Genomic DNA, 11,445 nt, shown 5'->3' on the forward strand with positions numbered 1-11,445 from the left:
TACGAAACTATTAGTCAGCATACTTAGCAGTAGCAAACTCAACTGCCTTTTCCATTCTTTCCAAGGTGCGCTCTTTACCGATTAAATTAAGCGTAACATCAAGCGATGGAGACATAGCTACACCAGTTACAGCAACACGCAATGCAGGACCAACTTTACCCATACCTAACTCTAATTCTTCACAGGTATTTTTAATTACTGCATCTATACTTTCTGTATTCCAGTTTTCTACGGCAGAAAACTTATCTAATAAGTTTTGTAAAATACCAGGCGTTGCTGTCTTAAAGTGCTTTTTAGTAGCATTCGCATCAAACTCTTCAAAGTCTTCGTAGTAATAACGAATATTGTGTGCCAGTTCTTTTAATGTTTTTGCACGTTCACGGTGCGCATCAATCACATCCGTAATAGCAGGACCATTCGATGTATCGAGGTTTTGATCATCCAAATGCCATTGCAAATGTGTCGCGATTTCTTCGGCCGGTAAAGTCTGAATATATTGCTCGTTTACCCAGATTAGTTTTTTCGTGTTAAAGGTAGAAGGTGCGACATTAACGTCTTCTATTTTGAATAGGTTAATCATTTCTTCACGACTGAAAATTTCCTGGTCTTCGTGAGACCAACCTAAACGTAATAGATAATTTAATAAGGCTTGAGGAATGAATCCGTCATCACGGTATTGCATTACACCAACCGCACCATGACGTTTTGATAAACGTTTACCATCATCACCCAGTATCATGGGCACGTGTGCAAATGCTGGTAATTTGGCACCCAAAGCTTCGAATAGATTGATTTGACGAGGCGTGTTATTGATATGGTCATCACCACGAATGACATGAGTCATACCCATATCCATATCATCCACAACAACAGTTAAATTGTAGGTAGGTACGCCATTAGGGCGCGCTAAAATCAGGTCATCCAGCTCGCGGTTATTGATGACGATATCGCCTTTAACCAAATCGTGAATCACCACATCGCCTTCCAGCGGGTTTTTAAAACGAACCACAGAACCTTCGACAGGCACATCAGTACGGTGACGACATTTACCGTTGTACTTAGGCTTTTCTTTATTCGCGCGTTGTTGTTCGCGTACTGCGTCTAATTCTTCAGGACTGCAATCACAGCGATACGCCTTGCCTTCATCCAGCAATTGCTGAATCACTTCTTTGTAGCGATCAAAACGATCAGTTTGAAAAATTGGTCCCTCATCATAATCCAGACCCAGCCAATTCATGCCATCGAGAATAGCGTCAATAGACTTTTGTGAATTACGTTCCAGATCCGTATCCTCAATGCGCAGAATAAACTTACCGTTATTCTGTCTTGCATAAAGCCAGGAATATAATGCAGTGCGAGCACCACCTATATGTAGATCACCAGTAGGACTTGGAGGAAAACGAGTAACTATCATGATATCAATCTGTTTAATTTTAAAAGAAACGAAGGGTAGCATTTAGCGCAGAAAAGCGCGAGAAATTGCCACCTGGAATTTACAATTTCAATGAATAGTTAACCTTACGATTGAGTTGTTAGGCACCCCCCTACTTTGGGGCATTTTTTTATCCGCATCATATTAATCAGACTAAAAGTAGATTAACGATAAGTCTAAAGTCCTTTAACTTCTTATAATTAAATAAGATATGCGTAAATAAAATTACAAGACTTAGACTTATCAGCACGAAAAAATAGTATTTAATGATATTATCCAAAATTAATTTTAGAGATTAGGACAAATATATGGCTGCTGGCAGTTTATTAATGTTGTTAGATGATATCGCAACGGTACTGGATGATGTTGCGGCGATGAGCAAGGTAGCCGTTAAGAAAACAGCCGGAGTGCTTGGTGATGATCTGGCATTAAATGCAGAGCAAGTATCCGGAATAAAAGCTGACCGTGAGATTCCTGTAGTTTGGGCTGTAGCCAAAGGATCGTTTAAAAACAAACTGATATTAGTCCCTGCTGCCTTAGCCATCAGTGCGTTTATTCCTTGGTTAATCACCCCTCTACTTATGTTAGGTGGGGCATTCTTGTGTTATGAAGGTTTTGAAAAGATAGCCCATAAATTCCTGCATTCATCCGATGAAAACGAACAACACCATAAAGAACAAATCAAAGCGATTCAAAACCCAGAAGTTGATATGGTCGAATTCGAGAAAGATAAAATCAGTGGCGCGATAAGGACTGACTTTATTTTATCCGCAGAAATAGTAGTGATCGCCTTAGGAACCGTTAAAGATCAATCATTCCTGATTCAATCATTAGTGGTATCAGGTATTGCTTTGTTTATTACGATAGCTGTCTATGGCCTGGTAGCAGGCATTGTGAGAATGGACGACGTCGGCCTTCATTTAATCAAAGAAAAAGCAAAAACAATGTGGGGAAGTGTCAAGCGCACTATCGGTAGATGGATTTTGGTTTTCGCCCCCATTTTAATGAAAACGCTAACCATTGTCGGCACAGCAGCGATGTTTTTAGTGGGCGGTGGTATTTTGGTACATGGCTTTCATGATATTGGCGAAGGTTTCTTACACTTCAGCGAATCACTTAAAACATTACCACTGGGTGGTTTTTGGTCAGCAATTACACCGACTCTATTGAATGGTTTATTTGGGATCCTGGCCGGTGGTTTACTGGTACTGGTGTTTAAAGTTCTGTCACCTGTTTATGCCAAATTCAAAAGCTAATTTTAAATTACTACTGCTGATAAATACTTCAAAGGTGAATGGTTTTATTAACCATTCACCTTATTAAATTTTAACCTGTGTAATAAATTCGGCTTCGCTCATTGCGCCGTAAAGAAAATATCTCCATATACCGCTGTAACTTGTCCCTTGCCGTTATCGGTGTCTGTCATGACGGCTACGGCATCTATTTTCGTGAGATTTTTGCCATAAAGCGTCTTGAAGTCCTGCTTTACATTCCGTTTTTCTTTTTGCCAAACACCAGCACGATCCTGTTGACCTCTTACAGCTGTCATCTTTGCGTTTTTAGGCAGATACGCATTGCCCCACGATGCTCCGCGGTTTTGGTTACTCGACCAGACATAATTCAATGCTTTAGAGTTCCAGGGAAACAGTCCTCCATCAATAATGACGTATACACGGGCAGCATAATCATCGCCAGCTTTGCTCTGTTCATTTAAACCCTTGAGTTGACCATCTACTTTCCAACTCCAGTTAAGAAAAGGCGTTTTATTTAAATCGACTTTTATTTTCCTGACCAAGCCGGAAGCGGTTTTATTGCTGCTTGCTTTTAATGCTTTTCGTCCCGAATCACTAACAATGTTGTAACTAGTAGTTCCACTGAATGATTTTTGCTCCCACCCTGAAAGGTTGCCAGCAGAAAAATCTCCAACAGGAACTTTATCAGCAGCTATTGCATTGCCACTGATCAGTGCTAGAGTGAATACTTGGATTATCTGTTTTAACATCAATGATGTATCTCCTATCATTTTTATCCTTGTTTATAAAAATCAAATCTTAACGTTTTCAGACTCACTCATGTGTTTTTCAGGCTGAGTATAAGAATGAACATTATTACTTACGCATCCACCTTACATTCAGTTGCGTAAAGAGATGTAAATTAACTAACCACGTAAATAAAACCATGAATAAAAAAATTATAATTGTCGCACTGATAGTCAGCATTATAGCTGCGTTCTTTCTTTTTGATTTGAAGCAATACCTGTCGCTTGATTATATCAAATCGCAGCAATCAGCCTTTCAAGCGTTCTACGCTGATAATACATTTCTTACTTTATTAATATTCTTTGTCACTTATGTTGTCATTGCCGCATTGAGTTTACCCGGCGCTGCCATCATGACTATACTGGCGGGTACGTTATTCGGCTTAGTCACAGGAACGATCATGGTTTCATTTGCGAGTACCTTAGGCGCAACCTTAGCTTTCCTCGCAACCAGGTATTTATTACAAGACACCATGGAGTCGCGTTACACTGAAAAATTAAAATCAGTGAATGCAGGCATCGAGAAAGAAGGTCCTTTCTACTTATTTGCCATGCGCCTTGTTCCGATATTTCCCTTCTTCTTAATTAATATCGTAATGGGACTCACCAAAATACCAACGTTGACCTTTGCTTTGGTTAGTCAGGTTGGAATGCTCGCTGGAACAATTGCCTATGTATTTGCAGGAACACAATTAGCAAAAATTGATTCCCTATCAGGTATTCTTTCTCCAGGTCTAATCTTTGCCTTCGCAGTATTAGGTTTATTCCCGCTTGCTGCGCGTAAAGTCATGGATAAGCTTCGTGCGAACAAAGTTTACGCTAACATTGATAAGCCAGAAAAGTTCGACAATAACCTGATTGTGATTGGTGCAGGCGCTGGTGGACTGGTCTCTTCCTACATCGCTGCAGCAGTAAAAGCCAAAGTAACCTTGATTGAAAAACACAAGATGGGTGGTGATTGTTTAAATACAGGTTGTGTACCAAGTAAAGCCATTATTCGTACTGCCAAATTACTCTCTGAAGCGCAACATGCACCTCAATACGGTATTGAGAAAATGGATGCCGAAGTTGATTTCAAATCGGTGATGAATCGTGTTCACAATGTTATCCGTAAGATTGAACCACATGATTCTGTAGAACGTTACACAGAATTAGGGGTAAACGTGATTCAGGGCGAGGCTAAAATCATCGACCCTTACAGAGTTGAAGTGAACGGCGAAGTATTAACCACTCGCAATATCATAATAGGTACAGGTGCCAGACCCTTTGTACCCAATATCCCGGGACTTGAGAGTGTTGATTATTTAACCAGTGATACACTTTGGGATCTGGAAGAACTACCTGAAAAATTCATTGTACTTGGTGGCGGCCCAATTGGCGCTGAATTAACGCAAGCGTTTGCTCGCCTTGGTTCTAATGTAACGATGATTGAACGCGAAGAACGCATTTTGATTCGTGAAGATGAAGATGTTTCAGAGTTAGTCCTCGAAAGCTTCAATGAAGATAAAGTACAAGTGCTAACGCAACATGATGCTGTTGAAGTAGTACAGAAAGACGGTCAGGATATATTGCTTTGTAAACATAACGATGAAATCGTTGAAGTACCCTTCGATAAATTGCTTATTGCAATAGGACGAAAAGCCAATATCTCTGGATTTGGTCTGGAAGAACTTGGCGTTGAAATAAACAAGAATGGAACTATTACAGCGAATCAATTCCTCGAGACTAATTATCCAAATATTCATGTGGTTGGCGATGTGACTGGACCATACCAGTTTACACACACCGCCGCTCACATGGCATGGTTTGCCAGCGTCAATGCGCTGTTTGGCTTTGCTAAACGCTTTAAGGTTGATTATCGTGTCATCCCATGGGCAACCTTTACCGACCCTGAGGTTTCTCGAGTGGGATTGAACGAACAAGAAGCAAAAGAAAAAGGCATAGAATACGAAGTAACGACTTATGGTATTGATGATCTTGACCGTGCCATTGCTGATAGTGCTGATCATGGTTTTGTAAAGGTGCTTACTCCTCCCGGAAAAGACACGATTCTTGGCGTAACCATTGTCGGCAAGGACAGCAGTAGTTTAATTGCAGAATTTGTATTAGCCATGAAATATAAACTGGGTTTAAATAAGATACTCGGAACCATTCATATATACCCAACCATGGCAGAAGCAAACAAATACGTTGCAGGTGACTGGAAGCGTAAGAATGCACCTGAGAAACTACTAGTATGGGTTGAAAAATTCCACACATGGCGCAGAGGCTAATTCATGAATGACCTTATCGCGAACGAGCCACAAATTCGGCTGTTCGCTTTCTTTAGTATTCTTGCCATCATGATTGTATGGCAAGTTGTTAAGCCTAGACGTGCTTATCAAAAACCACTACAAGAAAAAGCTAAACGTTGGACCAGCCATGCCTTGATGATGGTGGTCTCTACGTTGCTGATAAGGTTAACTCTACCGTTTTCCGCCGCAGCCTTCGCGCTGTATATTGCGGATAACAATCTTGCACTTTTCGGATTTAGTCTGCCTTTGATTATTGGCGTCATCCTTTTGGACTGCCTGATCTATTGGCAACATCGTATCTTCCATAAAGTCCCTATATTATGGCGCTTACATCGCGTACACCATAGTGATGAAACGCTAGATGTCACTTCCGCGATACGCTTTCATCCGATTGAAATATTTCTTTCAATGTTGATTAAGTTTGTGGCTATCTGGATGTTTGGTTTAAGCGCAGCGACCGTGATTATTTTTGAAATTATCTTGAACGGCATGGCTATGTTTAATCACAGCAATGCACGAATACCTGCTGATAATATTCTGCGATTAATCTTTGTTACACCTGACATGCATCGTGTTCATCACTCTGTTTACGGGAACGAAACAAACAGTAATTACGGATTTAATATGTCTATCTGGGATCGCATCTTTGCTAGCTACATCGCACAACCTAAAGATGGACACGATGCCATGACAATTGGTTTAAAAGAATATCCGGGTGGTGAAAGTGGTTTAAAAGGCTTATTAGAAATGCCTTTTAAACGCTAAAAATTCAGTGAATTCAATTTCATAAATAACCAATTCATAAAGCATCATTATGTGTGCCATGGGTTAATTTAAGGCTTAGACAGAACAGCTATAAAAACAACTCTGCAAAAAAGTGCCCATAAGTAGGGGGGTGGCTAAAGATTAAAATCAATACCATTACTACCATTGAAAACTGCTAATATTTTGTCATGAAAAAAATAGACTGGTATTTCGACTTTATTTCACCCTTCGCGTATTTGGCATTAAAGCGTTTCAATACGTTACCTAAAGATATTGAAATCAATCCCATCCCAATTTTATTTGCGGGATTACTCAATCACTACGACACTAAAGGACCTGCTGAAATTGAACGCATGCGCCAATATACCTTTCGGCATATTGTTTGGCTAGCTGAGCAATTTCAGATCCCTCTCACACTTCCGCCTGCACATCCTTTCAATCCATTAAAGTATCTGCGGTTAAGTTTATTATTGGAAAACGATTTGAAATCGATTGAGACAATCTTTGATTTCATCTGGAAGGATGGACAATCTGCCGAGGATGCCAGTAACTGGGAGAAACTAGCGATTGATTTTAGCATCAGTGATATAGATTCAAAAATCTCACAACAACACATCAAAGATCAGTTAATGAGCAATACACAACAAGCCGTTGATTTAGGTATTTTTGGTGTCCCTACTTTTGTTGTTGATGAAGAAATGTTTTTTGGTCAAGACTCAATGGAATTTCTAACATCTTATCTACAAAACCCTGAAATTCTTAAATCACAAGCAATGCGCTCAGCGGATATTCTGCCCGAGGGAATTACCCGAAAATAATAATCTAAAAAAACTGGCTATAAGTACGGGGGTGTCTTTTTTCTGATCCACAAACGAAAAAAAAGCCCAGCAATTGCCAGGCTTTTAATAATCTTATGAAAGAATATTTAGTGCGTTTAGATTTCGTTTAATATCAAGGCGTAGCTGTGCGGAGAATGTGAGCGTACATCAAGTACGTGACCATTCGAGCACAGATACAACGCAGAGATTAAGCGAAAGATGAATGCTCTAATTAGTTCTTTTCTTGATCAACGATTTTATTTTCTGTAATCCAAGGCATCATAGAACGCAACTTAGCACCTACAACCTCGATACCATGCTCTGCATTCTTACGACGGTAGCCTGACATTGATGGGTAGTTGCTCGCACCTTCAGCAATAAACTGCTTCGCGTACTCACCCGTCTGGATGTTATGAAGTGCTTCTTTCATTGCTGCACGAGACTCGTCATTGATAACACGTGGTCCTGTTACATATTCACCGTACTCAGCGTTATTAGAGATTGAGTAGTTCATGTTAGCGATTCCGCCTTCGAACATTAAATCAACAATAAGCTTTAGCTCGTGAAGACATTCGAAGTATGCCATTTCAGGCTCGTAACCAGCGTCTACTAGTGTTTCGTAACCTGCTTTAACTAGCTCTACTGCACCACCACAAAGAACTGCTTGCTCACCAAATAGGTCAGTTTCACACTCGTCACGGAACGTTGTTTCGATGATACCTGTACGGCCTCCACCAACACCTGATGCATAAGATAATGCGATATCTTTTGCCTTACCAGAAGCATCTTGCTCAACAGCGATTAAATCTGGAACACCACCACCACGAACAAACTCAGAACGTACTGTATGTCCTGGTGCCTTAGGAGCAATCATGATTACATCAAGATCTTTACGTGGAACAACCTGATTAAATAGAACAGCAAAACCATGTGCAAATGCAAGAACTGCGCCTTGCTTGATGTTTGGCTCAATTTCGTCACGGTATAATTCAGACTGGAACTCATCTGGAGTCAGAATCATGACTACGTCTGCTTCAGCAACTGCCGTTGGTACGTCAGCAGTTTTCAGGCCGTAACCTTCCGCTTTAGCAATAGATGAAGAACCAGGACGAAGACCAACAGTGACATCAACACCAGAATCTTTAAGGTTAGCAGCGTGAGCATGGCCTTGTGAACCAAAACCGATGATGGCTACTTTTAAGCCTTGAATAATAGAAAGATCACAGTCTTTATCGTAAAAAATATTCATTTTTAAATTTCCTTAAAGTATATTACTTTGATAATTAAATAACGCTAATTAGTTCTTTCTAATTAATCAGTTATGTTCTTTATTAAATGCAGTTTATAGATACAAAAACTACACTGTTAGAGAGGCATTTCCTCGAGGAATTCCCATTGCACCAGATCGAACGACTTCTACTATCTTATGGACTCTCATAGAATCCAGAAAGCCATCTAGCTTAAGGGGATTACCTGTTATTTCGATCGTATACATGTGATTACTAACATCGATGATACGACCACGGAAAATATCTGAAAGACGTTTAATAGACTCACAAGATTCCATTTCTTTGGCAACGACTTTAACAAACATCATTTCACGCTCGATGTGAGAATAATCAGATAACTCCATCACTTTGACCACATCAATCAACTTGTTTAGTTGTTTGACGATTTGTTCGATAGACGCGTCATTACCTTTCGTTACGACGGTCATACGAGAAAGTGTTGGATCATCCGTTGCGGCAACAGTCAAAGATTCGATATTGTAACCACGTTGTGAAAACAAACCAGATACGCGAGATAATGCGCCAGCTTCATTTTCCATTAATAGTGAAATTATATGTCTCATAAATTTAACTCTCCGGGTTACTTCTTGGAATTCGCATCATCAATGGCATCTTGCTTATTAAGATACATTTCATTGTGACCATAACCCGCTGGAATCATTGGATATACATTACCTTGTTCTTCAACAACAAAATCAAGGAAGTGTAAGTTCTTCTTATCTTCAACGGCTTCGCGAAGCGCATCTTCAACCTCAGAAGGTTTCGTTATGCGTTTACCAATGTGCCCATAAGCTTCAGCTAATTTAACAAAATCAGGTAAAGATTGGTTATACGTCATTGCATAACGTTCTTCGTAGAAGAACTCCTGCCACTGACGAACCATACCTAAGTAACCGTTGTTTAGGTTGATGATATTAAGCGGTAAACCGTACTGCTTACAACATCCCAACTCTTGAATACACATCTGAATACTGCCATCACCCGTAATGCAGGCAACCGTTTCATCGTGATTTGCAAATTGAACACCCATTGCTGCAGGTAGTCCGAAACCCATCGTGCCTAAGCCACCTGAATTAACCCAACGTTTAGGTTTATTGAAACGGTAGTACTGTGCTGCAAACATCTGATGCTGACCAACGTCAGAAGCAACAAAAGCATCGCCGTTAGTTACTTTACATAGCATATCAACGACATACTGAGCTTTGATGATTTCATCACCCTGCTCGTAACTAAGACAATCAAGCGCTTGCCAGGCTTTAATCTCTTTCCACCATTCATCGTATGCAGATTTATCAGGAACAATATTTTGCTCCTTAATTTCAGCTAGCATCGACTGCAAGACTTCTTTAACGTCACCTACGATAGGATTATGCGCGTGTCTATTTTTAGAGATAGATGCAGGATCTATATCGATATGGATTACTTTTGCGTCAGGTGAAAACTTTTTCAAATCTCCGGTTACACGGTCATCGAAACGTGCACCAACACAAATAATCAGGTCTGTATGATACATCGCACGATTCGCTTCAACCGTACCATGCATACCTAACATGCCGATAAACTGAGGATCATTCGACGGATAACAACCTAAGCCCATTAGAGTATTAGTCACTGGGAAATTGTATAAACGACCAAGTTCGGTAAGTTCATCTGCTGCTTTCGATGTAATTACACCACCACCCGCATAAAGCACTGGCTTTTTAGCTTGCCCGATCATTTTGATCGCAGACTTAATTTGCTTCTTGTTACCTTTGATCGTTGGCTGATAAGAACGCATCACCAAATCTTTAGGGTATTTAAATTCTATTTTCTTTACAGCAGGATTTGTTAGGTCCTTAGGGATATCGACAAGTACTGGACCTGGACGACCTGTAGAAGCAATATGAAATGCTTTTTTCATCACAGGTGCTATGTCTTCTATACACGTCACTAAGAAATTGTGTTTCACACAAGGACGAGTAATACCAACAATATCAATTTCTTGAAAAGAGTCTTTACCAATCAAATCTTTAGGAACATTACCCGAGATTACGACTAAAGGAACCGAATCCATATACGCATCGGCAATACCTGTGACGGCATTGGTAGCGCCAGGGCCAGAAGTTACAATACAGACACCAGGCTTATCGCTAGTCTTTGCATAACCTTCTGCAGCATGGACAGCACCCTGCTCATGACGAGCCAGTATGTGTCTTATCTCACCACGATTTTCTGCTTTATACAGTTCATCATAGAGAAAAAGAACTGCCCCTCCGGGATAACCAAATATGGTATCAACGTTTTCCGCTTTTAGACATTCTATAAATATCTCAGCGCCTGATAATTTCACGTATTTCTCCTCACGTAATATCTACCTTTTCACAACGAACTAAAGTTCGACATAGTAATATGAAAACAACACTCTATCCAGTCCAATATAGCGTGTTTTGCGATATTCTAACCCCTTTTAGAAGAGTGTGTTTATGAGTATATTAATCCTATGTATTAGCTCGTAGTAATATACTTAAACCTTAAACGGCATTAATTGTTCAATCTAGCGTAACAAATCAAAGTAATAATAAGGTGCTAATAATGATTAAAGTCACCCCCCTACTTCAGGGCAGTTTTTTTAAGTAGTTTAAATACAAAAAAGGCCACACAGTTGTGTGGCCTTTCGAAGAAATTAAAGCTTAAATAACTTTAATGCCTTATATATGGTGGCTATACCGAGATTCGAACTTGGGACCCCATCATTATGAGTGATGTGCTCTAACCAGCTGAGCTATATAGCCAAAACCGTTTTGCCAATCAGCAAAAACAAGGAGCGCTA

General features: G+C 40.0%; 9 protein-coding genes and 1 tRNA gene. 4 read left to right on the forward strand and 6 right to left on the reverse strand.

The genetic code is table 11. The features are described 5' to 3' along the window. Nucleotides 1-10: 10 nt before the first annotated feature. Nucleotides 11-1,414, reverse strand: coding sequence for a glutamate--tRNA ligase (gene gltX / locus EV695_RS07680; RefSeq protein WP_424273798.1), 1,404 nt, complete (start codon nucleotides 1,412-1,414; stop codon nucleotides 11-13). 326 nt (nucleotides 1,415-1,740) lie between these two features. On the opposite strand from gltX, the gene EV695_RS07685 reads away from it, so the two are divergent. Continuing rightward, nucleotides 1,741-2,688: a DUF808 domain-containing protein gene (locus tag EV695_RS07685; protein ID WP_131905361.1), complete on the forward strand. Its 948-nt coding sequence runs from the start codon at nucleotides 1,741-1,743 to the stop codon at nucleotides 2,686-2,688. A 98-nt stretch (nucleotides 2,689-2,786) separates the two neighbouring features. On the opposite strand, the gene EV695_RS07690 is transcribed toward EV695_RS07685, so the two are convergent. Continuing rightward, on the reverse strand, nucleotides 2,787-3,434 hold the full coding sequence (locus EV695_RS07690) for a DUF3047 domain-containing protein (RefSeq protein WP_131905362.1): 648 nt from the start codon (nucleotides 3,432-3,434) through the stop codon (nucleotides 2,787-2,789). A 176-nt stretch (nucleotides 3,435-3,610) separates the two neighbouring features. Between EV695_RS07690 and EV695_RS07695 the strand changes: the two genes are divergently transcribed. From EV695_RS07695 to EV695_RS07705, 3 genes are all read left to right on the forward strand, one after another. Then, nucleotides 3,611-5,743, forward strand: a complete 2,133-nt coding sequence (locus tag EV695_RS07695; RefSeq protein ID WP_131905363.1) for an FAD-dependent oxidoreductase — start codon at nucleotides 3,611-3,613, stop codon at nucleotides 5,741-5,743. A 3-nt stretch (nucleotides 5,744-5,746) separates the two neighbouring features. Beyond that, a complete protein-coding gene (locus EV695_RS07700; RefSeq protein ID WP_131905364.1) occupies nucleotides 5,747-6,529 on the forward strand; it encodes a sterol desaturase family protein in 783 nt (260 codons plus the stop codon). 188 nt (nucleotides 6,530-6,717) lie between these two features. After that, nucleotides 6,718-7,347, forward strand: a complete 630-nt coding sequence (locus tag EV695_RS07705; protein WP_131905365.1) for a 2-hydroxychromene-2-carboxylate isomerase — start codon at nucleotides 6,718-6,720, stop codon at nucleotides 7,345-7,347. A 232-nt stretch (nucleotides 7,348-7,579) separates the two neighbouring features. On the opposite strand, the gene ilvC is transcribed toward EV695_RS07705, so the two are convergent. The 4 genes from ilvC to EV695_RS07725 form a co-directional block, all read right to left on the reverse strand. Beyond that, entirely contained in the window at nucleotides 7,580-8,596 is a 1,017-nt protein-coding gene (gene ilvC / locus EV695_RS07710) for a ketol-acid reductoisomerase (protein ID WP_131905366.1), read from the reverse strand. A 108-nt stretch (nucleotides 8,597-8,704) separates the two neighbouring features. Next, entirely contained in the window at nucleotides 8,705-9,199 is a 495-nt protein-coding gene (gene ilvN / locus EV695_RS07715) for an acetolactate synthase small subunit (protein ID WP_131905367.1), read from the reverse strand. Nucleotides 9,200-9,216: 17 nt separating this feature from the next. Continuing rightward, the gene (ilvB, locus tag EV695_RS07720) at nucleotides 9,217-10,965 is read right to left on the reverse strand and encodes a biosynthetic-type acetolactate synthase large subunit (RefSeq protein ID WP_131905368.1); all 1,749 of its coding nucleotides are present in this window, start codon (nucleotides 10,963-10,965) and stop codon (nucleotides 9,217-9,219) included. 365 nt (nucleotides 10,966-11,330) lie between these two features. Beyond that, a tRNA-Met gene (locus tag EV695_RS07725) sits at nucleotides 11,331-11,407 on the reverse strand. Between the last annotated feature and the right edge of the window lie 38 nt (nucleotides 11,408-11,445).

The sequence above is a fragment of the Cocleimonas flava genome (assembly GCF_004339015.1).
GTDB classification, from domain to species: domain Bacteria; phylum Pseudomonadota; class Gammaproteobacteria; order Thiotrichales; family Thiotrichaceae; genus Cocleimonas; species Cocleimonas flava.

Excerpts from the sequence above, each read along its gene's own strand:
- EV695_RS07685 (WP_131905361.1), top strand. The coding sequence starts at position 1,741 with ATGGCTGCTGGCAGTTTATTAATGTTGTTAGATGATATCGCAACGGTA.
- EV695_RS07695 (WP_131905363.1), top strand. The coding sequence starts at position 3,611 with ATGAATAAAAAAATTATAATTGTCGCACTGATAGTCAGCATTATAGCT.
- EV695_RS07700 (WP_131905364.1), top strand. The coding sequence starts at position 5,747 with ATGAATGACCTTATCGCGAACGAGCCACAAATTCGGCTGTTCGCTTTC.
- gltX (WP_424273798.1), bottom strand. The coding sequence starts at position 1,414 with ATGATAGTTACTCGTTTTCCTCCAAGTCCTACTGGTGATCTACATATA.
- ilvN (WP_131905367.1), bottom strand. The coding sequence starts at position 9,199 with ATGAGACATATAATTTCACTATTAATGGAAAATGAAGCTGGCGCATTA.
- EV695_RS07705 (WP_131905365.1), top strand. The coding sequence starts at position 6,718 with ATGAAAAAAATAGACTGGTATTTCGACTTTATTTCACCCTTCGCGTAT.
- EV695_RS07690 (WP_131905362.1), bottom strand. The coding sequence starts at position 3,434 with ATGTTAAAACAGATAATCCAAGTATTCACTCTAGCACTGATCAGTGGC.
- ilvC (WP_131905366.1), bottom strand. The coding sequence starts at position 8,596 with ATGAATATTTTTTACGATAAAGACTGTGATCTTTCTATTATTCAAGGC.